18 protein-coding genes are annotated in these 24,914 nt (G+C 73.8%); 7 read left to right on the top strand and 11 right to left on the bottom strand.

The annotated features are described in order from the left end of the window. The first annotated feature begins 21 nt into the window (after positions 1–21). Positions 22–165, top strand: coding sequence for a hypothetical protein (locus tag ACIO9J_RS13670; RefSeq protein ID WP_401997362.1), 144 nt, complete (start codon positions 22–24; stop codon positions 163–165). A gap of 13 nt (positions 166–178) precedes the next feature. Then, a complete protein-coding gene (locus ACIO9J_RS13665; protein WP_401998582.1) occupies positions 179–865 on the top strand; it encodes an SDR family NAD(P)-dependent oxidoreductase in 687 nt (228 codons plus the stop codon). Positions 866–890: 25 nt separating this feature from the next. On the opposite strand, the gene ACIO9J_RS13660 is transcribed toward ACIO9J_RS13665, so the two are convergent. Further along, on the bottom strand, positions 891–1,526 hold the full coding sequence (locus tag ACIO9J_RS13660) for a TetR/AcrR family transcriptional regulator (RefSeq protein WP_401997359.1): 636 nt from the start codon (positions 1,524–1,526) through the stop codon (positions 891–893). Positions 1,527–1,676: 150 nt separating this feature from the next. Here ACIO9J_RS13660 and ACIO9J_RS13655 point away from each other — a divergent pair, with 150 nt between their 5' ends. Next, positions 1,677–2,435 (top strand): SDR family NAD(P)-dependent oxidoreductase, encoded by a 759-nt coding sequence (locus ACIO9J_RS13655; RefSeq protein ID WP_401997356.1) that lies wholly within the window; start codon positions 1,677–1,679, stop codon positions 2,433–2,435. A 288-nt stretch (positions 2,436–2,723) separates the two neighbouring features. On the opposite strand, the gene ACIO9J_RS13650 is transcribed toward ACIO9J_RS13655, so the two are convergent. Genes ACIO9J_RS13650 through ACIO9J_RS13610 form a run of 9 tightly spaced genes read right to left on the bottom strand, consistent with a single transcriptional unit; the run spans position 2,724 to position 11,551 of the window. Continuing rightward, the gene (locus tag ACIO9J_RS13650) at positions 2,724–5,183 is read right to left on the bottom strand and encodes an acyl-CoA dehydrogenase family protein (RefSeq protein WP_401997353.1); all 2,460 of its coding nucleotides are present in this window, start codon (positions 5,181–5,183) and stop codon (positions 2,724–2,726) included. Next, positions 5,180–5,500, bottom strand: coding sequence for an acyl carrier protein (locus ACIO9J_RS13645; RefSeq protein WP_401997350.1), 321 nt, complete (start codon positions 5,498–5,500; stop codon positions 5,180–5,182). The genes ACIO9J_RS13650 and ACIO9J_RS13645 overlap by 4 nt, the downstream gene beginning before the upstream one ends. A gap of 10 nt (positions 5,501–5,510) precedes the next feature. Next, positions 5,511–7,241: an acyl-CoA dehydrogenase family protein gene (locus tag ACIO9J_RS13640; RefSeq protein WP_401997347.1), complete on the bottom strand. Its 1,731-nt coding sequence runs from the start codon at positions 7,239–7,241 to the stop codon at positions 5,511–5,513. After that, positions 7,238–8,065 carry an acyl-CoA thioesterase gene (locus tag ACIO9J_RS13635; protein ID WP_401997344.1) on the bottom strand — a complete coding sequence of 276 codons (828 nt, stop codon included), beginning with the start codon at positions 8,063–8,065 and terminating at the stop codon, positions 7,238–7,240. The genes ACIO9J_RS13640 and ACIO9J_RS13635 overlap by 4 nt, the downstream gene beginning before the upstream one ends. Before the next feature lie 3 nt (positions 8,066–8,068). Further along, a complete protein-coding gene (locus ACIO9J_RS13630) occupies positions 8,069–8,335 on the bottom strand; it encodes a MoaD/ThiS family protein (protein ID WP_401997341.1) in 267 nt (88 codons plus the stop codon). Further along, positions 8,332–10,095, bottom strand: a complete 1,764-nt coding sequence (locus tag ACIO9J_RS13625) for a fatty acyl-AMP ligase (RefSeq protein WP_401997339.1) — start codon at positions 10,093–10,095, stop codon at positions 8,332–8,334. Before ACIO9J_RS13625 ends, ACIO9J_RS13630 begins: the two co-directional genes overlap by 4 nt. Continuing rightward, positions 10,079–10,429: a 4Fe-4S dicluster domain-containing protein gene (locus tag ACIO9J_RS13620; protein ID WP_401997336.1), complete on the bottom strand. Its 351-nt coding sequence runs from the start codon at positions 10,427–10,429 to the stop codon at positions 10,079–10,081. The genes ACIO9J_RS13625 and ACIO9J_RS13620 overlap by 17 nt, the downstream gene beginning before the upstream one ends. Further along, positions 10,426–11,373, bottom strand: coding sequence for a hypothetical protein (locus tag ACIO9J_RS13615; protein WP_401997333.1), 948 nt, complete (start codon positions 11,371–11,373; stop codon positions 10,426–10,428). The genes ACIO9J_RS13620 and ACIO9J_RS13615 overlap by 4 nt, the downstream gene beginning before the upstream one ends. After that, entirely contained in the window at positions 11,366–11,551 is a 186-nt protein-coding gene (locus ACIO9J_RS13610; protein WP_401997330.1) for a hypothetical protein, read from the bottom strand. The genes ACIO9J_RS13615 and ACIO9J_RS13610 overlap by 8 nt, the downstream gene beginning before the upstream one ends. 149 nt (positions 11,552–11,700) lie before the next feature. Here ACIO9J_RS13610 and ACIO9J_RS13605 point away from each other — a divergent pair, with 149 nt between their 5' ends. Together ACIO9J_RS13605 and fabI are read left to right on the top strand one after the other, a co-directional pair. Beyond that, the gene (locus ACIO9J_RS13605) at positions 11,701–12,558 is read left to right on the top strand and encodes an alpha/beta fold hydrolase (protein WP_401997327.1); all 858 of its coding nucleotides are present in this window, start codon (positions 11,701–11,703) and stop codon (positions 12,556–12,558) included. Further along, positions 12,555–13,334: an enoyl-ACP reductase FabI gene (gene fabI / locus ACIO9J_RS13600; RefSeq protein ID WP_401997324.1), complete on the top strand. Its 780-nt coding sequence runs from the start codon at positions 12,555–12,557 to the stop codon at positions 13,332–13,334. The genes ACIO9J_RS13605 and fabI overlap by 4 nt, the downstream gene beginning before the upstream one ends. Positions 13,335–13,417: 83 nt before the next feature. Here fabI and ACIO9J_RS13595 read toward each other — a convergent pair whose 3' ends face one another. Continuing rightward, entirely contained in the window at positions 13,418–14,074 is a 657-nt protein-coding gene (locus ACIO9J_RS13595; RefSeq protein WP_401997322.1) for a TetR/AcrR family transcriptional regulator, read from the bottom strand. Between the two features lie 179 nt (positions 14,075–14,253). Here ACIO9J_RS13595 and ACIO9J_RS13590 point away from each other — a divergent pair, with 179 nt between their 5' ends. Further along, positions 14,254–16,032 carry a fatty acyl-AMP ligase gene (locus tag ACIO9J_RS13590; protein ID WP_401997319.1) on the top strand — a complete coding sequence of 593 codons (1,779 nt, stop codon included), beginning with the start codon at positions 14,254–14,256 and terminating at the stop codon, positions 16,030–16,032. Positions 16,033–16,110: 78 nt separating this feature from the next. Then, positions 16,111–24,909 carry an SDR family NAD(P)-dependent oxidoreductase gene (locus tag ACIO9J_RS13585; RefSeq protein WP_401997316.1) on the top strand — a complete coding sequence of 2,933 codons (8,799 nt, stop codon included), beginning with the start codon at positions 16,111–16,113 and terminating at the stop codon, positions 24,907–24,909. The last annotated feature ends 5 nt before the right edge of the window (positions 24,910–24,914 follow it).

Genomic DNA, 24,914 nt, shown 5'->3' with positions numbered 1-24,914 from the left:
AGGCTGAGCCGTGAGCCGGAGATGACCGCGAGCCGGCTGCCCTTCGCCCGCCTCGACCACGAGAGCAGGCTGCGCCTGCACGCGCTTCTCCGCCGAGCGATCGACGACGACGCGACAGGGGAGACCACCGAGGTCACGGTGACCCCGCAAGAGGAACAGCGGTGAGCGGCAGGACCGCCTGGAGCAGTGGTCACAGGTAAGAGCACTGGCCGCGGAACTGGCGGCCGACGGCCACCCGGTGGACATCCTCATCAACAACGCGGGGGCCGCCTTTCCCCGGTACGAGCGGACGGCGGACGGCGTGGAACGCGCCTACGCGCTCAACCACCACGCGCCGTTCCCGCTCACGCACGCCTTGCTGGCCGAAGGGGCGCTCGCGCCCCAGGCGCGGATCATCAACTTGTCCTCGTTCGTGGAGAAGCGAGGCACACTCGACGCCGCCGATCCGGACGTGGCGGGAACGTCGTGGAGCAACCGCTTCTACCACCAGATCAACGTCTACGCGACGAGCGGGCTCGTCAGCCTCCTGGCGGCGCGAGAGCTCGCACGCCGCCTGCCTGATGGCATGAGCCTGTACAACGCCAATCCCGGCATGGTCAAAGGCACCGCGCTGAACAGCGATGCGGGCGGGCTGATGCGGTTGAGCGCCCCGCTGTTCCGGCCGTTCTCCCTCACCCCGGACGAAGGGGTGCGGACCCCCGTCTGGCTCGCCACCGCTTCGCCCGCACCACACCCCAGCGGCGGTTTCTTCAGCAAGTCCCGGCCGGACACCCCTTCGCGCCCGGCTCTGAACGACACCCTCACCCACACCGTGTACACCAAGACCGCGGGCCTCCTCGGGGTGCTGCCCCTCACGAGGTCGTAGACCAGGTTCGGACCCTGTCCGCGGGTCAGGCCGGCGGGGCGGGGGCGTATCGGGCGAGCATGGTCCGGACGGCCTCTTCGACGGCGTGGTGGATGTCGGCGGCCGCCGGGTTCCAGTCGGTCAGCAGCATGCGGGGCCACAGGACGTAGTTGGCGATCATGCCGAGGAACTGGTTCGCGGCGCTCTCGGCGTCGGGGGCGTCGGCGCCGCCCGCCTCGTGCTCGGATTCCAAGTACTGCTGGACGGAGGCGAAGTACGGCAGTTTGCCGAGCTGGAACTGCATTCGCCCCAGCTCGGGGAAACGGGGCAGTTCGGCGATGACGATCCGGAACAGACCCGCCATGCGGGGCTGGCCGATCAGGTCGGCGTAGCGGTGGCCGATGGCCGTCAGGCCGGAGCGCAGATCTCCCGCCTGCGGCCGCGCGGCGGTATCGCCGGCGTCGCGCTGCCAGGACTCGGTGACGATGGCCTCGAAGAGGGCCGCCTTGGTGGGGAACTGCTTGAACAGGGTGGACTTCGAGACCTCGGCCGCTTCGGCGATCCGGGCGAGGGAGGTGCCGTCGTAGCCGCGGTCCAGGAACAGTTCCGTGGCTGCGGAGGTGATCGCCTCGCGCTTCTGCCGGGCGAGCCTGCGGTGATGCGCGGTGAGTTCTGCTGCCATGCGGAGAGTATGCCGCAGTCCCGAGGCGAGTCACTTGACTCGCCTCGGGGGTCCGCTTACGGTGCACCGGTAAGGCGAGTCGAGTGACTCGCCTCGGATCTCTGGCGCCTGGGCGCATCCTGGCTGCCTGCCGCACGGTGGAGGAAGTTCATGACAGTCGACAAGATCGCTCTGGTGACCGGTGCGAATCGCGGCCTCGGGCGCAGCGCGGCCATCGCCCTGGCCACGCGCGGGGTGCGAGTCGTCGTCACCCACCGCGGTGATGCGGCCGGGGCCGCGAAGACGGTGGAGTGGGTGCGGGCCGTGGGCGGGACCGCCGCTGTTCTCCGGCTCGACATCGGCGACGTCTCCTCCTTCGCGTCTTTCACCTCCGAACTGGGCGCGCAGCTGGAGCGCTGGGGTGCTTCGCGGCTCGACATCCTGGTCAACAACGCGGGAGTGGGAGTCTTCGGGCCGCTGGAGACCGTCACGACCGACGACTTCGACACGGTGATGGGCACCAACGTCCGGGGCACGTTCTTCCTCATCCAGTCGCTGGCGCCGCTGCTGGCCCAGGGCGGTCAGGTCATCAACGTCTCGACGTCACTGACCCGCCACACCAGCCCCGCCACCTCGGTCTACTCCGCATCGAAGGCCGCCGTCGAGGCGCTGAGCCGCACCCTCGCCGCGGAACTCGGACCTCGCGGCATCCGGGTCAACTCCGTCGCCCCAGGGCCGACCGCCACCGACTTCAACGGCGGCGCGATGCGGGACGACGCCGTAATGCGCGAGGCGCTGGCCGGACAGACCGCGCTCGGCCGCGTCGGCGAGCCTGAGGAGATAGGTGACGCCATCGCCACGCTGGCCTCGGAGGGACTGCGCTGGGTCACCGCGCAGCGCGTCGAGGTCTCCGGCGGCGCGCTTCTGTGAGGCGGGGTGAGGGCCGGTAGGGAAGCGGGCGGCGGCTTCTCGGCGACCTTCCGGGTCTCCGACACCTGCCGGCCCTCCGACTGCCGGGCCTCCGACACCTGCCGGGCCTCCGACACCTGCCGGGCCGGCGCGCTCACTCCGGGCAGGGGGCACCCGGCGACGGCGCAGCCAGGCCACCGCCTGGTTGAACAGCGCCACCGGCCCCTCGACATGCGTCCACGCCCGCCCGTGCAGGAAGGCGGGCGCTCAGGGATCTTCCGTCGAACGTTGCCGCCGCGCCTCCCCGCCCTACGGCCTACGTCCCACGACGAGCCGCAGGCCCAGCGCCGCGTCCTGCCAGGGCGTGTGGACCTGGGCGAGGCCCGCGGTTCGCAGGGTTTCCTCCATGTCGGCGGACGGCTCGGACGGCACCGCGCCGCCCGCCACGGCGAGTTCGAGCCGGACCGCCGCGGCGCCCAGCGGGCGCTTGGGCGGGAGCGGGCACGGGACGACGAGCCAGCCGCCGGGCAGCAGTGCGCCCGTGGCGTCGGCCACGGCCCGCCGCAGTCCCTCGGCCGTACGGCCGCCCGCGGGCAGCCAGGCCAGGGCGAGCCGGTCGTCCGGGGCGAAGCCCGCCCGTTCCCCGGCCCGGACCTGGATCCGGTCCGGGGCCTCCCGCTCCCTCGCCGGATCGCGGGGCCGCACCACAGGCGGCACCCCCCTCTGCTCCGGTTCCAGCGCGAGCACCGGCACCGAAGGGACGTGCCGGGCGAGCTGCGCGGCGGTGCGGCCCCCGTCGGCGGCCGCGCAGCCGATCCGCGCGCCGGGCGCGTCCAGCGTCCAGGGCAGGCCTTCGAGCCGTCCGAGCAGACTGTCGACGAGCGCGTCGGCGAGCACCGCGGCCTCGCCCCCGCAGCCCGGCACCAGCGTGCGGCCCAACCCCCGTGTCCCCGCGCGCAGTCGGGCGCCCGCGATGACGGTACGTCGCAGTCGCGCGGCGAAGGCCGCCGCGCGCGGGCCGCCGATGAGGACGCGTTCCAGGCCAGGTTCGACGGTATGACGACCGGTGTCGTCCCCGTGGATCAGCGCGGCATCGGTCAGGATCCGCAGGAGTCCTATGGTCAGGTCCTCGGAGAGGCCTTCGGCCGCTTCCTTCGTCGTCGCGGGTCGCACCAGACGGTTCAGGAGGCCGGTCTCGTGCGCGACCGCGCACGCCACCAACGCCCATGCCCCGTCGGCCAGTTCGGCGAGCCGTCCCTCGAAGAGGCCCTCGGGCCCCGGCGGCAGCGCGTCGGGCGCCTGCCCGGACCGTACGGCGGTGAGCAGCGCGTGGGCGCGGTCGAGCAGCGCGGCCACCGCGCCGAGCTCCTCGGCGGTGACGTCGTCGTCAAGACGCGCCGCGGCGGTCACCTCCCGCACGGCCTCGGCGAACCGCCCCGCGTCGGCGAACCGTTCCGCACCGGCACCGGCACCCGCACCCGCGCCCCGCCGCTCCACCGCGTGCAGCGCCCACCAGGCGTCCGCACACCGCGCGACGGACCGCTCGGCGGCCTCCTCGCGGGCCCGCCGGCCCTCCAGGCCGACGATCGCGCGCTGCCCGAGCTGGATGAGCAGCGTCTCCTGGGAGCCCTGCCCGGAGATCAGGCCGAGGATGTCGCGCATGAACCGCTCCCAGGGGAACGCGGACATGTACGCCTCGCCGCCCTGGAGGCCCATCACCAGGCGGCCCACGCTCAGTGCCGCCTCCGCCGCCTGGTGCTTGGCGACGGTCGCGAACTCGTCGAAGTGCGGGTCGCGGCCGGGTGACCGGGTGCCGTCCAGGGCGCGGTGGATGCCCGCGCGCGCACTCTGGAGCAGCATGCGCATCTCGCCGACCGTGCGCTCCACGTTGGTGTAGTCGAGTACGGGACGGCCGCCGCGCCTGCGCGGCGTGAGCGACTCCACGCAGGCGTCGACGACCCCGTCGAGCGCGCCGAGCACCCCGCAGGCGCTCATCGTGCGGCGGATGCGGGCGTAGGTGTTGAGCTCGCTGAGCGCGTCGGCCCGCCACACCAGGCGCCACGCGGGCAGCCGCACGTCGTGCAGGACGACCTGGCCGAGGCCCATGGTGTGCAGGCCCATCGTGTCCATGTGCACGGCCCGCACGCCCGGATCGTCCGTCTCGACGGCGAAGGCGAGCATGTCGTTGGACGCCTCGTCGCGCACGAACAGGATGAACAGATCGGCGAACCTGGCCCCGGCGAGGAACCGCTTGGCGCCGTTGAGCACCCACTCCTCGCCGTCCAGGCGCGCGGTGGACCGGTAGTCGTAGGGGTCCCGGTTCTCGTAGGCGCCCTGTACGCCGAAGCGCCGCCCCGCCATGAGGTCGGGGACGTACGCGTCGATCAGTTCGGGGCTGCCGCTGGACAGGAGCAGCTCGGTGATCTCGACGGTGATGTCGAGCAGCACGGCGAAGCCGGGGTCGCGCGAGAGCCGGGCGAGCTCCTCGACCACCACGCCCCAGGCGAGCTTGTCCCGGCCTTCGCCACCCGCCTCGGCGGGCAGCGAGAACCGCAGCAGACCGAGGTCGCCCGCCTGCTCGAAGAGGCGCTTGTCGAGCGCCTGGCGGCCGTGGTTGAGGAAGTACGAGCCGGGATTGACGTGGTCGAGGACGAAGCCCCCGAACCTGTGCCGAGCCTCCAGCCTGACCCGCTCCACCTCGTCGTCGAGCGTGGCGTGGGCCAGGTCCCCGCGGTTCATGACGTCGGCCGCGTGGGCCCGGGGCGTCATGCCGCGGCCCCGGGCGCCGAGCGGGCCGCGTCGGTACGCATGGCCTCCACCAGGTCGTCGAGGGTCTCGTCGCCGAGGAAGCGGTCGAGGGCGATGGTGGCGCCGGTGCGCTCCTCGACCTCCACGGAGAGCTGGGCGGCGGTGAGCGAGTCGATGCCGAGCTCGCCGAGCGGCCGGTCGGCGGGGAGGTCCTCTTCGATGCCGAGCAGCTCCCCGATGAGCGCGGAGAGCCAGGCTCCCGCGGACTCGGCGGTGCCGTGGGCGTGGTCGGTGGTGGTGATGGCGTACTCCCTGGATTCGTTCCTGTGCCGGCCCACGCCGGTCGGGTCAGCCGCGGTGCTGGGGCGCGATCCGCAGCGGTACGAGCGAGAACGCCCGGTCCCCGTCGTCCAGTTGGACGAGATCGCGCACGAGGAGCTCCTCGGCGTCGGGGTCCGGCGCGACGGGCCTGCCCAGCCGGGTGAGGACGCGGCGCAGCGCGAGGGAGACCCAGTGCCGCCCGGCGGCGAGCCCGCCGAGTGCTTCGCCGCGCACGCGCCAGGTGTGCAGGACGCAGGCGGCCGCGTGGAGCAGGCAGTGCGTGCGGGCCGCCTCGTAGGCGTCGGCCGTGCGTCGCGTGCCGAGCGCGCCGAACGCCGCCCGGTTCTCGTCGCGAACCAGCAGCAACGTGCGTACGAGAGGGGCGAGTTCGGCGTCGTCGGCCAGTGCATCGGCGCTCTCGTCGAGGAGGTCGACGATCTCGTCGGCGCCGCCGAAGGTCAGCGCGGGCCGCAGCTCGCGCGGGGCCGGGGACGGCGCGGGCTCGCCGAACCCGAAGAGCAGCGCGAGCGGCAGCTGTGCGGGCCTGCGCGGCCGTCGGGCAGCCGCCGCCAACTGGGCGCGGACCGTGTCGAGTTGTACGAGTTCGGTGCCCTCGAAGACGGGGGTGATGGATATGTCGCGCAGCAGTTTCTGGAACGCGCCGCCCGCGACGCCCTCGCGCAGATGGGCCCGCGCGCTGAGCACTTCGCCGCAGGCGTGCACGGCGTCCACGCACAGACCGGGCACCGCGTACTTCGCCACCGCGGACCACAGGGCCATCCGGGGCCGCGCCACGTCGAGGCCGCGCGCGGCGGCCAGTTGGGTGCACTCGGCGACCAGCAGATCGCTGAAGGCCCTGGCGAGCAGCGCGCGCACCGGGGGCAGGGCGAGCGCGGGCTGTCCGTACAGGACGCGCTCGCGAGCGTGCCGCAGCGCGATGCGCAGGGCCGTGTCGGCCGTGCCGAGGCTGCTCGCGCCGACCAGGGTCCGGGTGAACTGGAGCATCCCTGAGACCATTTCGATGCCGCGCCCCGGCCGCCCGAGCACGGCGTCGGCGCCGACCCGGCAGCCGTCGAGGACGAAGCCGCTCAGATCGTGCCCGCGCAGACCGTGCGTGCGGACCTTCGGCAGCCGCCGCACCCCGGCGCCGCCGATGCGCTCGAAGTCGAGCAGGAACAGGCCGTACGACGGGTCGGACGCGGCGAGCACGGTGGCGAACGCGGACCTGCCGCCGTTGCCGACCAGCCACTTCCTGCCGTGCAGCAGATGCCCCGCGCCGTCCGGGACCGCGCGGGTCGCGGTGGCGAGCAGATCGCTGCCCGCCGCCTCCTCGCTGATGCCCGCCGTGCCCCAGGCCCGGCCGAGCACCAACTCCGCGACGCGGGCGCGCTGTTCGTCGTCTCCCCAGATCCACACGGGCGTCGCGGCGAGCAGCGTCGAGCCGAGGCCCACGGAGACCGCGAGGTCCCGGCGCGACACGGCGCGCGCCACGGCCGCGAACGATTCGAAGGAGGCGAGGCCGCCGCCTTCGGAGACGGGCACCAGATGCCGGTGCAGACCGGCGGTCCAGGCCGCCTCGTAGGCGGCGACGGGCTCGCTCTCGTCCTCGTCCGCGCGCACGCCCCCGGCCAGCGACATGCCGGTCCCGGGGTCGAACGGGCAGCCCAGCGTGCGTTCGAGACGGGCCGCGCCCTCGAAGGCGGGCGGCGTGCCCCCGGCGGTGCCCGGCATCTCCTCCTCGACGCCGACGGCGGTCATATCCGCTCCACCACCAGGGCGCACGGCCCGCCGTCGTCGTCGGCGAGCCTGATCTCGTGCACGAAGGCGAGCCCGCCGTCGTACCGGTACGCCGTGCTGCGCACCTCCAGGAGGTCCCACAGCTGTCCCGACCGCAGCCACGTCACGTCGACCGCGCGGATGTCGTCGGCCAGCGCGCGGCGCAGCGCGGGGGCCGAACGGCCGTGCCGCAGCACGAGTTCCTCCCTGGCGCCCGCGGCGAACCCGAGGGTCTCCGCCCAGTACCACTGGTCGGCGACCTCGCAGTGGTGGCGGTGCACGCGGTACGTCGTGGTGCCCGCGGCGAGCCGCTCCCCTTCCCGCTCGAACCTGCCGCGCAGCGCCCGCACCTGGGAGCGGTGCGGCGAGCGCTCGACCTCGTCGTCCTTGAAGTCGGCGAGGAGCGCGTCGGGCAGCGGCGCGGGCGCCCCGGAGAGCGCCTGGTCGCCGCCGAGCCGCAGCGGCACCGAGGCGCCCCGGGTGCGCACCGCGACCCCGGCGGGCCCGGAGAGCGTCATCTCCACCTCCAGCTGCGAGGAGGCGGGGCCGCGCAGCCGGGCACGTACGTCCACGACCGCCGCGTCGGCGTCGTGGAAGCCGAGCGGTGTCTCGTACTCCAACTGCCATGACCACAGCACGAATCCGACCCGGTGCTCGTCCACCAGGGCACGGTGGCTGCACACGTGGTCGCGCATCCAGCGGGCGCCGGCCTGGAAGGCGAGCCTGCCGACCGCGGTGGTCTGGAGCTGCGTCGGGGTGAACTGGCCCGCGTCGAGCACGGTCTCGTAGGTCGAGGTGCGCGGCATCGGCTAGCCCCCGGAGATCGCGGTGACGATGTCCACCCGGTCGTCCTCGGTGGCCTCGCGGTCCAGCTCGCCCCGGGTGAGCCGCTCGCCGTTGAGGGCGATCAGATGAGTGGGGCGCACGGTCCCCTCCCGGTCGAGCAGCACCTCGCGCAGGCGCGGGTAGCGCTCGGTGAGCCCGGTGAGTCCGGCGCGCACGGTGGCGCCGCCGATCTCGATCTCGTTCTCGTAGTCGGTGAAGCGGAGCAGTACGCCCCTGACCTTGACGATCATCGTCCGGCCCTTTCGTCGGTGCTTGCGAGTTCCGCCAGTTCGCCGGCGAGATAGTGCTTGCGGGCCAGCCAGCGCTGGACCTTGCCGCTGGAGGTCTTGGGGATGGTGCGCGGCCGCACCAGGACGACGGCGCCCGGCCGGAGGTTCAGCTCCTTCGACACGGCCCTGCGGATGCCGTCGATGGCCTCCGTGTACCGCGCCTCGTCGGCGACGTCCGCCTCGTACACGACGACGAGCCGCTCGGCGCCTCCCTCGGCGCCGTCGACCGCGAACACGGCTCCGCAGTTGCGCCGGATGCCGGGCACGTCGGCCTCGCAGACCCGCTCGACGTCGACCGGGTGGAGGTTGCGGCCGTTGATGACGACGAGGTCCTTGAGCCGTCCCGCGACGAAGAGTTCGTCGTCCAGGACGAACCCGAGGTCGCCGGTGCGCAGATAGGGGCCCGCACCGGCCGCGGTCCGCGCGCCGAACGTCTCCGCGGTCTCCTCGGGGCGCCGCCAGTACCCGTCGGTGACGCTCGGCGAGTCCACCCAGATCTCCCCGACGGACCCGTCGGGGAGCGCCTCGCGAGTGGCCGGGTCGGCGATCAGGAGACGGGTGCCGGGGCCCGGCCTGCCGCAGCTCACCAGGGATCTCGACGGCTGCCCGGCCGTCGCGGGCCGCGCCGTGCCGTGCGCTTCGAGTGCCTCGCGGTCCACGGCGAGGGACTGCCAGCCGCCCAGCGGCTTGGCGCCCGTCACGTACAGGGTCGCCTCGGCGAGGCCGTAGCAGGGCAGGAAGGAGGCGGCGCGGAACCCGGCGGGCCCGAAGCGTGCCGCGAACCGCTCCATGGTCTCGGCCCGCACCGGCTCCGCGCCGGTGAAGGCGAGTTCGACCCCGGACAGGTCGAGGTCCGCGACCTCGGCGTCCTTCGCGCGCCGCACGCAGAGGTCGTACGCGAAGTTCGGGGCGCCGATGATCGTCGCGCGGTACCGGGAGACCATGCGCAGCCAGGACAGCGGGCGGCGCAGGAACGTGACGGGTGACATCAGGGTCACCGGGATGCCGGTGGCGAGCGGCGTGAGGATGCCGCCGACCAGGCCCATGTCGTGGTACGGCGGCAGCCACAGACCCCCCGAGCTGCCCGGATGGATCCCGAAACCGCGCGCGATCTCCTCGCAGTTGGCCCGCAGCCTCGCCTGGTCGAGCATGACGCCGCGCGGCAGCGCCGTGGAGCCCGAGGTGTACTGGAGCAGCGCGGGCACCCCGGCCACGGGCGCGGGCGGCGGCGCGACGGCGCCGGCCACGGCGTCGAGCGTGTCGACGGCGAGCAGGCACGGGGCCCGGCCGCCGAAGGTGGTGGTGAGCCAGTCCGCCATGAGCGGCGCGATGTCCGAGGTGGTCAGGACGGTGCTCGACCCGGCGTCCTCGATGATGGCGGCGAGCCGGGGCAGGGTGCGCGCGAGCCGGGTCGGGTCCGGCGGGAAGGCGGGCACCGCCGGTACGCCCGCGTAGAAGCAGCCGAACAGCGCGGCGAGGTAGTCGGGTCCCGGCGCGAACAGGAGCAGCACCGGTTCGGGGCGCCCGTCGGTGGCCGCGAGGACCCCCGCCGCGACGGCGCGTGCGCGTGCGTCGAGCGCGGCGTGGGTGAGTTCCTCGGCGGACTCGTCCTCGTGGACGAACCGGTGGGCGACGACGTCGGGCGCGTGGCGCGCCCGCTCGTGCAGGAGCTGTGCGAAGCCGAGCCCTTCGAGGCCGCTGAGGTCAGGGACAGCTGACACTGGGCGCCTGTTCGACCGGGAGCGTGTCCCACTTGCCGGGTCTGCCCTGCCACTGCTCGCCGTCGGGCAGCGGCTCCACGCGCGTGGTGGCCAGGGGGAGTTCGGTGGCGAGACGGGCGTTCCATTCGAGCGCGGGCGCGAGTTCGGGCGGCAGCTCGTCCTCGGGGTAGATCGCGTCGGCCGGGCACGCCTCGACGCAGTTGCCGCAGTCGATGCACTCCTCTGGGTCGATCACCAGGAACGTGCCGGCCTCCCGGAAGCAGGCGACGGGGCAGTAGGTGACGCACTCCGCGAACTTGCAGTGCACGCACTGCTCGGTGACCACGTGCGTCACGCGCCCGCCTCCTGAACTCCGTTGTTGGCGGCGGTAGTTGTGGACGCGCCCACGAGCAGCTCGCCGTGCGCGTCGGCGAACCGGTGCCCCGCTTCGAGGCCGATCTCGTACGCCTTGACGAGCCCGTCGGCGGTCGCCGACGCGTAGTCGACGCCGAGGTTCTTGAGGTCGTCCGCCGGCTTGACCACCAGGACGCGGGCCCCTCCGATGACGGAGCCGTCCACGATCTCCTCGGACGCGTAGAGGTCGCGGAAGAGCGGGAAGGGGTCGGAGCCGATGGCGATGAGCACGTCCACGCCCTTGGCCGCCACCTCGCGCGCCGGACAGGAGCAGGTGTAGGAGGCGTCGACGTACGCCTCTCCGTCGATCTCGGCGGGGACGGACCAGGCGTGCAGCATGCGCGTCGAGGCGTAGGAGACCGCGTCGTAGTTCTCCGGGGTCAGCCGCGGCTCGCCGCCGCCGGGCTCGGCGCGGGAGGGGAAGACCACGGTGGCGAGGTTCTCCGCCACCCAACTGCGGTCCCCGGCGAAGACGTTGCGCAGCAGGTCCCTGCCCAGTGCCTTCGCCCCGGACCCCTGGGTGATCTCGGCGGCGGCCGCGTTGGTGACCTTGCCGGTGGCCAGCAGGAACTCCGGGGCGGCCGCGGCGAAGAGGCCCTCGCGCAGGACCGGGCCGTACTCCTCGATGCTGTCGAGGACGACGGCGCTCATGCCCTTCTCGGCGGCGGCCGCGGTGGCCTTCAGCCAGTAGTCCACGCCGGTGCGCCGGGCCCTGCCGACCGCGGCGAGGCCGCCGGACAGGACGGAGGACGACGCGGTGCCGTACACGTCGGCGCGCAGCCCGCGTTCCTCGAAGGCGGAGAGCACGCCGTGGCCGTAGACCCCTTTGAGCATCCCCGACGCGACGGCGATGCCTATGCGCTCCGTGGCGCCTGCGTCAGTCATTGCGTCCCTTCCCTGGCTGGTCGGTGGTGTCGGCGAACTGCCCGTTGCAGCCGGACAGGAGCGTGGCGTCGATCAGGCCGTCCAGGTCGTCCTTGAACGACTGGTTGGGGCCCGGATACCTGTCCGCCGCTGCGTCCGCGTCGGCGGGGTGCTGCGTCGCGAAGTGCGGGAGCGTCATGGCGTCCTCCAAGCAGGGGAGAGCTGACGTCGCGAACGTTAGCACGACCGTCCGTTCACTTTTCTGGTTCGAAGTTACTCCGGGGGAATCAATATGAGCGAACGGTCGTGCTAACATCTCGGCATTCCTGATCATCTGGAGGGCGTGGGATGAATCCCGCTACAGCAGCCGCACATGCTGCCCCGAGCGAGCAGGCCGAGGAGATGTTCGACCTCTTCCGCCGCCCTCAGGGCCGCAGCAGGGCCAGGCCCGACGAGCGCGAGATCATCGAGAGCGCGCGGACCTCGGAGCTGCCGGTCAACGGCAAATCGGCCGTCGTCTACCGCTGGGGCGACGGCGCACGGCCGGTGCTCCTGGTGCACGGCTGGGAATCGCGTGCCTCGCGCTACGCCAAGACCATCGCCCGGCTCACCGGCCTCGGCTTCAGCCCGGTCGCCTTCGACGCGCCGGGCCACGGCGAGGCCACCGGCGACAGCACGACCATGATCGAGTACCGCGACATCATCGTCGAACTCCACCGCGTGCACGGGGACTTCGAGGCGGTCGTCGGGCACTCCTTCGGCGTGACCGCGACCTACTTCGCGCTCCAGCACGGCGTGCGCACCGGCCGCATCGTGGCGATCAGCCCGGTCCCCGACTTCGCCTACCTGGTCGACAGCTTCTGCGCGGCGGCCGGGCTGCCCGCCCAGGCCAACGACGAACTGCGCGGGCGCATCGAGCGGGAGGTGTACCCGGGGCAGCGGGACATGTGGACGCGGTTCTCCGTCTTCCACGGCACCGCGGGCCTCGGCGTACCGCTCCTCGTCATCCACGACGAGAACGACGGTTCCGTCGACCCCGGCCAGGGGGCACGCCTCGCCGAGTTCTTCGGCGCGCGTCTGGTCACCACGCGGCGGTTCGGGCACCTGCGCATTCTGGGCGCGCCCCAAGTCGTCGAAGAGGTAACGGAGTTCGTCATGGCCGGTGCCCGTGAGCCCGGCAGGAGGACCGAGGTGGTGGCGGGATGAGCGGGATACTCGCGGGCAAGCGCGTGCTGGTGACCGGGGTGCTCATGGAGTCCTCGATCGCCTTCCACACGGCACGGCTCGCCCAGGAGCAGGGCGCCGACGTGGTCCTCACCGGATTCGGCAGGCTCAGTCTGGTCGAGCGCATCGCCAAGCGGCTGCCGCGCCCCGCGCCCCTGATCGAGCTCGACGTGCGCGACAAGGGGCACCTCGACAGCCTCGCGGACCGGGTCAAGGAGAGCGTCGGCGGTGACGCGCGCCTGGACGGCGTGGTGCACTCCATCGCCTTCGCCCCGCAGGACGCGCTCGGCGGCAACTTCCTGGAGACCGGCTGGGATTCGGTGGCGACCGCCGTCGAGGTCTCCGCGTACTCCCTCAAGTCCCTCGCCATGGCCTGTCTGCCGCTCATGGAGGAGCGGGGCGGCTCCGTGGTGGGCCTGGACTTCGACGCGAGCACTGCCTGGCCCGCGTACGACTGGATGGGCGTGGCCAAGGCCGCCCTCGAGTCCACGTCGCGCTATGTCGCGCGCGACCTCGGGCCGCGCGGCATCCGCTGCAACCTCGTCGCGGCGGGCCCGATCAAGACGATGGCGGCCAAGTCCATCCCGGGCTTCGAGACGTTCCGCGAGGTGTGGCGCACCCGCGCGCCCATCGGCTGGGACCTGTCCGACCCGGAGCCCGCGGCCCGCGCGGTGGTCGCGCTGCTCTCGGACTGGTTCCCCCGCACGACGGGCGAGATCGTGCACGTCGACGGCGGCGTGCACGCCATCGGGGCCTGATCCCCCGCGGGGTTCGCGCCCCGCCCCTGAACGCGTCGTGCGAGGGCCCGTCACCCCCGGTCGGGCCTTCGCACGGCGTCCCCCTACGAGGCGTCGTTGATCGCCTCGGGCAGCAGCGACGGGTCGGTGGCCACGCCGCGCAGCCGGTTGAGGATGGCCGTGGCCGCCTTGTCGTAGCTGGTGAACTCGTCGTGCAGGACGGACTCGGCGTTGGCCATCTCCAGGAACGCGATCAGCTCGAAGGCGAGCTGCGGGACGTCGGCGTCCTCCGCGATCTCCTCCGTCTGCTGCGCCTCCCAGATGGTCTGCTCCAGATAGGTGGACCAGTTGGTGCGGGCCGCGGCGAGGGTGTCGTGCACCTTGCCGTCGCGCGCGTCGTACTCGGCCGACGTCGAGTAGAAGAAGCAGCCGCCGGGGAAGACGCGCTCGCGCGAGTAGGTGAGCCAGCTGGTGCACACGCGCCACAACCGGTTGATCCCCGGCGGGAGTTCACGGGCCGGCTGGACCACGTGCTCCAGATAGACCTTGATGGCCGCGCGCACCGTGGCGAGCTGGAGGTCCTCCTTGGAGCCGAACAGGGCGAACACGCCGCTCTTGCTGAGCTTGAGCTCGCCCGCGAGCCTGCCGAGGGAGAGCCCTTCGAGGCCTTCGACCGATGCGACCTGCATGGCGCGCTTGAGGACCAGCTGACGGGTCTGATTCCCGCGGGCGACCCTTCCGTCGACGTGTGTCGCTGCCATGGTTGTGCCTACCTATCCACTGGGCCAGGTGCTCGCGGTGCCCGATAGACGCCCAGTGTACCGAGTAAGTGGACGATCGTGCGGTCAGTGTGTGAGAGTGTGGTAACTGAACGACCGTGCGTGCAGTGTTATTGCCCGTGGCCGCAGTCGCACGCCACATCTCAGTGACGGGGGATCCCATGTTCCGGTCGATGGTCGACGTCCTCGCCTCCCGAGCGGGAGAGCACCCGGACAGGACCGCCTTCCGCTTCCTGGCGAACGGGGAAGCGGACGACGCGGACGTGACGGAGGTGTCGTACGCGCGCCTCGACCGCAGGTCACGCGCGATCGGCGCCGCACTGCACGAGCGCGGACTCACCGGGGCCCGCGCCGTCCTGCTGCACCCGCCGGGCGTCGAGTTCATCGCCGCCTACCTGGGCTGCCTCGCGGCCGCGACGGTCGCCGTGCCCGGCCTGCCCCCGCAGGGCCGCGTGCTCAAGGCCCGCGCGGTCTCCCGGGTGCGGCGCCTGATCGCCGACGCGGACGCCAGGGTGATCCTCGCGACCAAGCCGGTCATCGCCGCGCTCGACGCCATGTCCGAGCACCTCCCCGAACTCGACGAGATCACCTGCCTCGCCACCGAGGACATCCCCGACGACGCGGGCGGCTCCTGGCGCGCGAGCGACCTCACCGCCGACTCGATCGCCTTCCTCCAGTACACGTCGGGGTCCACGTCCGCGCCGCGCGGAGTGATGGTCACCCACGGCAATCTGATGGACAACCAGGTGGTCCTCTCCCGCGGCATGGGCCACACGCCCGAGATCGTCGAGGAGTACGGCGGCGAGCTCTACGTCAGCTGGCTGCCGCTCTACCACGACCTCGGACTCATCGCCCCGGTCCTCAACAACCTCTATCTGGGCGGCACTTCGACGCTCTTCTCGCCGCTGCACTTCCTCCAGAAGCCCGAGCGCTGGCTGACCGCGCTCTCCCGGTACCGGCCGCACACCAGCGGAGGACCCAACTTCGCGTACGAGCTCTGTCTGCGCGACGCCACCCCCGAACTGGTCGGCGGCCTCGACCTGAGCCGCTGGCGGGTGGCGCTCAATGCCGCCGAGCCGCTGCGGGCCGGCACGCTGCGCCGCTTCGCCGAGACCTTCGCCCCCGCCGGGTTCAGGGCCGGTGCCCTGCATCCGGGCTACGGCCTCGCCGAGGCCACGCTCATGGTCAGCGGCGGCCCGGTGGGCCAGGAACCGAGGACGGCGGCGGCGGGCGACGGGGCGGCGGCGGACGGGGAATGGGTGAGCTGCGGCCCGCCCGGCGTCGGACTCACCGTCGTGATCGCCGACGCCGAGCGGCGCACGGAGCGCCCCGAGGGCGAGGTGGGCGAGGTCTGGGTCGCGGGAGCGAGCGTCACCCAGGGGTACTGGCGCAACGCACGGGCCACCCGCGAGGTGTTCGGCGCGTCCCTGACGGACGGCAGGGACGGCTTCCTGCGCACCGGCGACCTGGGGTTCCTGCGGGACGGCGAACTGTACGTCACCGGGCGGCAGAAGGACCTCCTGGTGATCGACGGACGCAACCACTACCCCCAGGACCTGGAGCTGACCGTGGAGACGGCGCACCCGGCGGTGCGGGCGGGCTGCGTGGCGGCGTTCTCGGTGGCGGGCGAGGGCGACAGCGGGGCGGGGGAGCGGCCGGTGGTGGTCGCGGAAGTGGCGGCGGGCGCGTCGGCGAACGCGTCGACGAATGCCGCCGCGGACGTTGCGGACACTGGGGACGCCTCGGCGGGTGGCGCGGAGTGGCTCGGCGAGGTCGAGGCGGAGATCCGCGGCGCGGTCGGCCGCGCCCACGGTCTGGCGCTCGCCGTGGTCGTCCTGATCGAGCCGGGCACCGTTCCCAAGACGTCCAGCGGCAAGATCCAGCGGGCGGCCGCGCGGGCGGCGCACCTGGGCGGAACGCTCGCGGTCGTCGGCCGGTAGCGCGCTCCACCGGGCGCTCGGCGGAGCGCGCGTACGACAGAAGACACCCGTGACCGAGCCCGCGGAGATGCTGCCCCGATGACCGCCAGAATCCCTGAGAAGTCCGCCGAGGAGCCCGCCGAGGAGTCCGCGGAACGGCCCTCGGAGCGGCCCGCGGGCTCCTCCCCGGCCCCGCCGGTCGACGCCACGCCGGAGGCGGTCCGCGCATGGCTGACGGACGCCGTCGCCCGGACGGCCGGTGTCGACCCCGCGCAGGTCGCCGCGGACCGTCCGCTGGCCGAACTTGGTCTCGGCTCACGGGACTTGGTGGCCCTCGGCGCACGCCTGTCCGACCTGCTCGGCAGGCCGCTCGCGCCGACGCTCGCGTACGACCACCCGACGATCGGGGAACTCGCCGACGCGGTGGCGTCGGGCGGAACGGCGGCACCCGTCGGCGCCGCCGCGCCCGCGCAGGAACCCGGGCGGGCGGCGGCCGACGACGTGGCGATCGTGTCGATGGCCTGCCGCTTCCCCGGCGCGGACGACCCCGCGCAACTGTGGCGGCTGCTCGCCGACGGCGTGGACGCGGTGTCCGACGTCCCAGCCGACCGCTGGGACGCGGCGGCATTGCTCGACGCGGACCCGGACGCCGCAGGCCGGGCGTACTCGCTGCGCGGCGGATTCCTCGACGGCATCGACCGTTTCGACGCCGCGTTCTTCGGCATCCCGCCGCAGGAGGCCGCCGCGATGGACCCCCAGCAGCGGCTGCTCCTCCAGACCGCGTGGGAGGCGATCGAGGCGGCGGGGATGCTTCCGGAGTCGCTGAGGGGGAGCGCCACCGGCGTCTACGTCGGCCTCTTCGAGAGCGGCTATCTGGGCGCCGCCGCCCTCGACCAACTGGACGGGTACGTCGCCACGGGCACCTCGGCGAGCGTGGCCTCCGGACGCATCGCGTACTCCCTCGACCTGCGCGGACCCGCCGTCACCGTCGACACGGCCTGCTCCTCCTCGCTGGTCGCCCTGCACCTGGCCGCGCAGGCGCTGCGCGACGGCACCTGCGACCTCGCGCTCGCGGGCGGCGCGACGCTGCTCGTGAGCCCCCGCACGCACGTGGAGTTCAGCAGGCTGCGGGGCATGTCACGGTCGGGCCTGTGCAGTCCGTTCGCCGCGGACGCGGACGGCGCGGTGTGGGGCGAGGGCTGCGGCCTCGTCCTGCTCAAGCGCCTCGCCGACGCGCGGCGCGACGGCGACCGGGTGCTCGCGGTGGTCAAGGGCTCCGCCGTCAACCAGGACGGCCGCAGCCAGGGCCTGAGCGCGCCGAGCGGCCCGGCGCAGGAGCGCGTGGTGCGGGCCGCGCTGGATGCGGCGGGGCTGCGCCCCGACGACCTGGACCACGTGGAGGCGCACGGCACCGGCACGACGCTGGGCGACCCCGTCGAAGGCGGCGCCCTCGCCCGGGTGTTCGGCCCCGGCAGGCCCGCGGACCGGCCGCTCGCGGTGGGCTCGCTGAAGTCGAACATCGGCCATACGCAGGCCGCGGCGGGCATCGGCGGCATCATTAAGACGGTCCTCGCGCTGCGCCACGAACTACTTCCGGCGTCCCTGCGCGCCGACCGGCCGACCGACCGGATCGACTGGGCGGGCGGGGGCCTGGAACTGTGCGCGGCGCCCCGCCCATGGCCGCGCGGCCCGCGCACGCGTCGCGCGGGGGTGAGCGCGTTCGGGGTGAGCGGGACCAATGCGCATGTGGTCCTTGAGGAGGCTCCGGGGAGGCGGGAGGAAGCCTCGGGGGTGCGGAAGTCCGTCCCCACCCTCTTCCCCCTCTCCGCCCGCACCCCCGAGGCCCTGCGCGCGCAGGCCGCGCGGCTGAGAGCCGCGCTGGCCGACGGCGGTCCCGCGACGTCGCTCGCCGCCGTCGCGGGGACGCTGGCCCACCGACGTACCCACTTCGAGCGGCGCGCCGTCGTCGTGGCTCGGGACCGCGCGGAGCTGCTGGCCGGTCTCGACGCGCTCGCGGCGGGACGGGACACGGACGCGGGTACGGGCACGGTCACGGACGGGATCGTCGTCGGACCCGAACAGGTCAGGCCCCAGGGGAAGTTGGCCTTCGTGTTCCCCGGTCAGGGCACGCAGTGGGCGGGGATGGCGCGCGATCTGCTGGCGCGCTCCCCGCTGTTCGCGGACGAGATCGACCGCTGCGACGCGGCCCTGCGCCCGCACACCGGCTGGTCCGTCGGCGCCGTGCTGCGCGGTGAGCAGGGCGCGCCGCCGCTGGAGCGGGTCGATGTCGTGCAGCCGACGCTGTTCGCCGTGATGGTGGCGCTCGCCGCCGTGTGGCGGGCGCGCGGCGTGCGGCCCGACGGTGTGGTCGGGCACAGCCAGGGCGAGGTCGCCGCGGCCTGCGTCTCCGGCGCGCTCGGGCTCAACGACGCGGCCGCCGTCGTCGCGTTCCGTGCCCGCGCCCTGCGGGCCGTCGCGGGCAGCGGCGCGATGGCGATGGTGGCGCTCGGCAGGGACGAGGTGGTGCGACGGCTCGCCGCGTACGGCGGACGACTCTCCGTCGCCGCCGTCAACAGCCGTACGGCCACCGTGGTTTCGGGCGACACGGAGTCGCTCGCCGCGCTCGTGGCCGACCTGGAACGCGAGCGGGTCTTCGTACGCAGGACGGGCATCGACTACGCCTCGCACAGTGCCCAGGTGGAACCCGTACGGGAGGCCATGCTGGCGGACCTGGCGGGGATCACGACGTCTCCCGCTTCGACGGCTTGGTACTCGACGGTCACCGGCGAGCCGGTCGCCGACGAGCTCGAAGCCGAGTACTGGTACCGGAACCTGCGGCAGCCCGTCCGCTACGCCGACACCGTCGAGCGGATGGCGGCCGACGGGTACCGGTGCTTCGTGGAACTCGGCCCGCACCCGGCGCTGACGCACGCGACCCGCGCCGTCGCCGAGGACACCGGCCACGACCTGGTCGTCGTCGGCTCCCTGCGGCGCGACGCGGACGGGCCCGCCTGCCTGGACCGGGCCACGGCCGAACTGCATGCCACGGGACGGCGGATCGCCTGGCGGCGCCTCGTGCCCGAGGGGCCCGCCGCCGAGCTGCCGACGTACGCGTGGGACGCGCGGCGCCACTGGACCGACGCGGCGGACGCGGCCGGCCGGGGCGGCACGCCGTTCGTGGGCACGCACATGGAGTCCAGCGACGATCCTGACCGGCACCTCTTCGAGACACGTGTCGACCTCGGCGACAGCAGGTACGCGTATCTCGCCGAGCACCGGATCACCGGCGAAGTCTGGCTGCCCGCCGCCGCGTTCGTGGACATGGCGCTCGAAGCGGCGGCCGCGCTGCGGGAGTCCGGTGGCGCGCCGTCCGCAGGGCGGGACGGCGGCGGACGCGTCGAGCTGTCCGGCCTCCGCTTCGAGCGGCCGCTCGCGCTCGCACCGGACGCACCCGTGCTGCTCCAGCTGGTCCTGGGGCCCGCCGACGCGGGCGGGGCAAGGGAGTTCACCATCTCGGCGCGTACGACGGGTACGGCTGACGCGGCGCGCACCCCGTGGCGGCGGCATGTCACGGGACGGGTGCACGCCCCGGACGCGGTGGCGGAGGCGACGTACGACGTGGACACGGACGAGGCGGATACCGAGGGCACCGACCCCGTCGACCTGCCCCGGCTCTACGCCTCCCTCACCGCGCTCGGCATCGACTACGGCCCCGCCTTCCGCGGCCTGGAGCAGGCGCTGCGCGGCCCGTCGCGGTCGTACGGGCGGCTGCGCGCGACCCCCCGCGCGGGGCACCTGCTGCACCCCGCGCTGCTCGACGCCGCCTTCCACGCCGCCGCGCTGCCGACGGACGCGCCCTCGGGCCGCGCGTACGTCCCCGCCGAGATCGGGCGCCTGCGGTTCACGGGCCTGCGCACCGCGCCGGTCCGCGTCGCGTGCGAACTGCGCGGCGCCGACGCGGACCGGGACGGCTACTCCGTCGACCTGCGTCTCCTGGACGACGAGGGACGCCTCGTCCTCGCCGTCGAGGGGCTCCGACTCGCCGCACTCTCCCCGCTGGACGGGTCCCTCTTCGAGGTGCGCTGGCAGCCGCGTCCGCCGGTCGGCGAGCCGCGGACGGCAGAGACCGGCGGCCCCTGGCTGATCTTCGCCGACGACTCCGGCGTCGGGGAAGAGATCGCCCGACGCCTCGGACCGACACCGCACGTGGTCGTGCGCAAGGGCGCGGCGTACGGCTCCGAAGGACCTGGACACTTCACGGTCGACCCGGAGGATCCGCGGCAGCTGGCGCGTCTGCTCGACGAGGCGCCGGAGTTCGCCGCCGGGCCGCCGGCGCGCGTGGTGCACCTGTTCGGACTCGACGCACCGGCACTGGCTCCAGGTGCCGGGCCGTCCGGGGCGGCCGAGACGGTCGCCGAGGCCGCCGCGCTCTGCTGCCTCAGCCCGCTGAACCTGGTGCGGGCCCTCTCCGGAAGGACCGGCGGCGGCGCGTCGCCCCGCGTCCATCTGGTCGCCAGGGGCAGCCAGGCCGTCCGCGACAGCGCGGAGGTCACCCACCCGGAGCAGGCGCTCACCTGGGGCTTCGGCGCCTCGGTGGCCCAGGAGCGGCCGGAATTCGCCCTCACCCTCATCGACCTGCCGTCCACCGGGGGAGCGCAGGAGCTGTGGGCGGAGCTGTGCGGCGCCGACGACGAGCGGATGGTGGCGCTGCGCCCCACGGGACGCTTCGTGCCACGCCTCGTACGGGCGACCGCTGCCGCGCCCCTCGCGGAAGAGGCGGGCCGCGTTCGCCCCGACGGCGGCTACCTGATCACCGGCGGCCTCGGCGGCCTCGGCCGGGTCGTCGCCGAACGCCTCGTACGGCAGGGCGCCAGGCACCTGGCCCTCCTGGGCCGCCGCGCCCCCGACGCGGACGCGGCCCGCTGGATCGCCGGACTGCGCGACGGCGGCGTCGCCGTGCACGTCGCCCAGGCCGACGTCACCGACCGCGAAGGTCTGCGCGCCGCGCTCGACGAACTGCGCCGCGCGCTGCCCGCGATCGCGGGGGTCCCCGGGATCGCCGGGATCGTGCACGCCGCGGGCGTCCTCGACGACGCGACCCTGCCGAACCTGACGCCCGAACGCGTCGCCCGCGTACTCGCTCCCAAGGTGATCGGCACGGCCCTGCTCACCGAACTCGCCCCCGAGGCGGAGTCGTTGGTGCTCTTCTCGTCGGTGGCGGGCCTGCTCGGTTCGGCGGGACAGAGCCCGTACGGCGCGGCGAACGCGTTCATGGACGCGTGGGCGCACCACCTCGCGCGCGAGGGGCGTCGGGCGCTGAGCCTCGACTGGGGCGTGTGGGCGGACGTCGGCCTGGTCGCGGACTCCGGGGTGCGGACCGCGGCGATCGGCCGTTCGGGCCTGCTCGCCCTCTCGCCCCGGGCGGGCGGCGACCTCTTCGAACGGGCGCTGGCCACGGACCGCCGCCAGCTCGCGCCGCTCGCCCTCGACTGGGAGGCGTTCGCACGCGACCCGGACCAGGCGCGGTCACGGCCCCTCCTGCACGGCCTCGTCCCGCTCCCCGCGGACGCGCCCGCCGCCGAAGGCCTCGCCGCCCGGGTGCTCGCCGCCGCGACGGAGGAGGAGCGGACCGCCCTGCTCGAAGCCCACGTACGACGGAAGGTCGCCGATGTCACCGGCGGCGACGCCGACGGCCTCACGCCGGCCACCGGCCTGAAGCAGCTCGGGCTCGACTCCTTGATGACGGTCAGACTGCGCAACGTCCTCGGCCGCGACCTCGGCGTCGAACTGTCGGCGTCCGCCGTCTTCTCGGCGGACGACGTCCGGGGGCTCGCGCGGGAGCTGCGGGTCAAGCTGGAGGGCGGGGCGTCGGCGTCGGTCTTGGCTTCGGCATCGGCCTCGACTGCGGCGGATGCGGGCGCCGGTACCGGTACCGATGTCGGCGTCGTGCCCGATGCCGAACTGCGCCCCGCCACCCGTGACGTGGTGCGGCTGCTCCGCACCGCGCAGCACGGCGCGCCCAGTGCCGCGCACTCCCTCGGCCTCGCGCTCCGGCTCACCGAGCCGACCACCCGGGAGCGGCTCGCGGACATCCTGGAGCGGCTCGCGGGACGGCACGCTGCGCTGCGGACGGGTGTCGTCAACGGATCCGACGGCGCACGTCAGTTGAGGACCGTGCGGGCTCCAGGGGCGCCACTGCTGCGGTGGACCGACCTCGGCGACGCACCCGGAGGCTCCCCGGGAGGCGACGCGGCCGATGACGCCCCCGGCGCGCGACTCGCCGCACTCCTTGAGCCGCCCTTCGACCTGACGGCCGCGCCGCTCTGGCGCTTCGAGCTGCTCGACCGGGGAGCGGCCGGACAGATCCTGCTCTTCGGTGCCCATCACAGCGTGAGCGACCTCCAGTCGCTGCTGCTGGTGGCGGCCGAGATCGACACCGAGCTCACCGGCACCCGGCTCGGCGGCGAGGTGTCCAACCGCGACGTCGACCTGCTCCTCCAGGCGCAGCCCGTCAGGCCGGCGGCGGCCGAGGACGGGGCGGCGGCCCGCCGCGAGGAGTTCGACGGCAGCGACCGCCTGGATCTGACGCTCACCCAAGAACGCCCGGACGTACGCTCGTTCAGGTCCGGCAGCCTGACCCTGGAGATACCCGAAGGGCTCATGCGGCGCGTCGCGGACCGGGCGCGGCAGCTCGCGATCACTCCGGCCGCCTTCTGTCTCGGCGTGCTCACGGTGCACCTCGCCAGGCTGCGCCGGCGCGACCGTTTCGTACTCGCCGTACCGGTCGACACCCGCATCCACGTGGACGCCTTCGACGCGGTCGGCTTCTTCGGCGTGCCGGTGCCGTTCCCCGCGCAGGCCGCACCGGGCGAGCGCATCGACGAAGTACTGTCCCGCACCGACGGCAGGCTCGAACGGATCCTGGCGAAGGGCGCCATGTTCTCCGACTCCCTCGCCGCGCTCGCCGCGCAGGGTCTGCACCGGGAGAACGCGCCGTTGGTCGAGGTCTACTTCAACTACGTACGCTCCGCCGCGAAGTTCGAGCGTCTGGAGGTCCTCCCGGCCGGGACCGGGCACTCCGACCTCGACCTCATGATCATCATGATGCCGGACGCGGGCCTGGTGCGCTTCGACCACAACGTCGACATCATGGACGAGGCGGCCTGCGACGAACTCGCCGCCGCCTACCTCGACTTGCTCGCGGACGCCGCGGACGACCCGACCGCACCGGCCAGGCCGCCCGCCCCGCGCCCCTCGGCGGTCGCGCCCGGCTCCCTCGCGCTCGCCGCCACCTTCGCGCTCGGCAATCTCCGGCTCCTGTGCGAGGCGGCGCTGGCGGAGGGTGTGACGGACGACCCGTCGTACGGCCTCGGGGGCTCGGGTGGACCCGGCGATCCGGGTCCTGTCGTCGCCGAGGCGCCCTACCACCACGTACTGGCCGCCCTGAAGGATCCCTCCGGTGTCTTCGTCCAGCCGTCGACGGCGTACGGAGTCGTGCTGTTGCGTGCGGCCGACCTGGAGCGGTTCGGTCCGGCGGGGGACGAGGCGTTCACCGAGCTGGGAAATGAACTACCGCTAGCCATACGCCAGTTGGCCGAGTCGACCCGACGGCCGCTGATCGTCGGATTTCTCCCCGCCGCGCAGCACGACGTACGGCACGAGCGGTGGGAGCGGGACGTGGCAGGGCGGCTGGCAGGGGTGCCGGGCGTCGCGGTGCTGTGTGCCGAGGACTGGACCCGGCACCACGACGTCGCCGAGCGGTTCGACGCGCGTACCGAGGAGTTGGCGCATCTGCCCTTCACCCCGGAGTTCCAGGCCGCCGTGGCGCTCACCCTCGCCGAGACCGTGCGCGCCGTGGGCCGCGCGGCGCCGAAGGTGATCGCGGTCGACGGCGACGAGACGCTGTGGAGCGGTGTCGCGGGCGAACTCGGCTCGGACGGCGTGGACCTGAGCGGGGTCAGGGAGCTGCTGGCCCGGCGGCTGCTCCAGTGGCGGGCGGCGGGCGTCCTGCTCGTCCTGGTCAGCAACAACGACGAGGACACCGTGCGCGCGGTCCTCGACCGTCCCGACAGCGTGCTGCGCGCGGAGCACTTCAGCGTGATCTCCGCGGAGTGGGGCCGCAAGGCCGACCGGATCGCCGCGGCGGCCGGGACGCTGGGGCTCGGGCTCGACGGTTTCCTCTTCCTCGACGACAACCCGGTCGAGATCGCCGCCGTACGCTCCGCGCTGCCCGAAGTCCTCTCGGTGACCTGTCCGGCGGCCGACGAACTCGACGCGTTCCTGCGCCGGTTGTGGCCGCTCGTGCCGGTGGCGGCGACCGCGGAGGACGCCCTGCGGGCGGACTTCTACCGGCAGGAACGGCACCGGGACGCGGCGCGCGAAGCGGCCGGTTTCGAGGAGTTCCTCGACGGCCTCGCGCTCGACGTCACGGTGCGGCCGCTGACCGATGAGGACGCCCCGCGCGCCGCCCAACTCGTCCGGCGCACCAACCAGTTCACCCTGCGCGGCCGCTCCGCCGACGGCGGCGACCTGGAGCGGTGGCGGCAGCGGGGCGAGGTGTGGACGGCGGCGGCCCGCGACCGGTTCGGCGACTACGGCCAGATCGGTCTGCTGGCGGTCCGCGCGGAGGGTGGCAGGCTCGACGTACTGGCGTGGTCGCTGAGCTGCCGGGCGCTCGGGCGCGGTGTGGAGGAGCGGCTGCTCCAGTGGCTGGCGGACCGGGCCGACGAGCTGGGCTGCGCGACGGTACGGCTGACGGCGGAGCGCACCCCGCGCAACGCACCGGCCAGGCGCCTGATCGCGGCCCTCGCCGGCGCCGACCGGGCCGCGGACGCCCCGCACGTGGAGGCTGAGTCCACCCCGGAGCGCTTGAGGGCCTTCCGGTCCTGGCACCGGTGACAGGG

Source organism: Streptomyces sp. NPDC087300 (assembly GCF_044744425.1).
GTDB lineage: Bacteria > Actinomycetota > Actinomycetes > Streptomycetales > Streptomycetaceae > Streptomyces.
Note: the sequence above shows the minus strand (reverse complement) of the source record. Positions and strands in the feature narration are given on the sequence as shown.

What these genes read in the sequence shown, in the direction of transcription:
- ACIO9J_RS13590 (WP_401997319.1), top strand. Translation starts at nt 14,254, where the DNA reads ATGTTCCGGTCGATGGTCGACGTCCTCGCCTCCCGAGCGGGAGAGCAC.
- ACIO9J_RS13615 (WP_401997333.1), bottom strand. Translation starts at nt 11,373, where the DNA reads ATGACTGACGCAGGCGCCACGGAGCGCATAGGCATCGCCGTCGCGTCG.
- ACIO9J_RS13610 (WP_401997330.1), bottom strand. Translation starts at nt 11,551, where the DNA reads ATGACGCTCCCGCACTTCGCGACGCAGCACCCCGCCGACGCGGACGCA.
- ACIO9J_RS13640 (WP_401997347.1), bottom strand. Translation starts at nt 7,241, where the DNA reads ATGACCGCCGTCGGCGTCGAGGAGGAGATGCCGGGCACCGCCGGGGGC.
- ACIO9J_RS13650 (WP_401997353.1), bottom strand. Translation starts at nt 5,183, where the DNA reads ATGACGCCCCGGGCCCACGCGGCCGACGTCATGAACCGCGGGGACCTG.
- ACIO9J_RS13660 (WP_401997359.1), bottom strand. Translation starts at nt 1,526, where the DNA reads ATGGCAGCAGAACTCACCGCGCATCACCGCAGGCTCGCCCGGCAGAAG.
- ACIO9J_RS13655 (WP_401997356.1), top strand. Translation starts at nt 1,677, where the DNA reads ATGACAGTCGACAAGATCGCTCTGGTGACCGGTGCGAATCGCGGCCTC.
- fabI (WP_401997324.1), top strand. Translation starts at nt 12,555, where the DNA reads ATGAGCGGGATACTCGCGGGCAAGCGCGTGCTGGTGACCGGGGTGCTC.
- ACIO9J_RS13605 (WP_401997327.1), top strand. Translation starts at nt 11,701, where the DNA reads ATGAATCCCGCTACAGCAGCCGCACATGCTGCCCCGAGCGAGCAGGCC.
- ACIO9J_RS13670 (WP_401997362.1), top strand. Translation starts at nt 22, where the DNA reads ATGACCGCGAGCCGGCTGCCCTTCGCCCGCCTCGACCACGAGAGCAGG.
- ACIO9J_RS13635 (WP_401997344.1), bottom strand. Translation starts at nt 8,065, where the DNA reads ATGCCGCGCACCTCGACCTACGAGACCGTGCTCGACGCGGGCCAGTTC.
- ACIO9J_RS13630 (WP_401997341.1), bottom strand. Translation starts at nt 8,335, where the DNA reads ATGATCGTCAAGGTCAGGGGCGTACTGCTCCGCTTCACCGACTACGAG.
- ACIO9J_RS13585 (WP_401997316.1), top strand. Translation starts at nt 16,111, where the DNA reads ATGACCGCCAGAATCCCTGAGAAGTCCGCCGAGGAGCCCGCCGAGGAG.
- ACIO9J_RS13595 (WP_401997322.1), bottom strand. Translation starts at nt 14,074, where the DNA reads ATGGCAGCGACACACGTCGACGGAAGGGTCGCCCGCGGGAATCAGACC.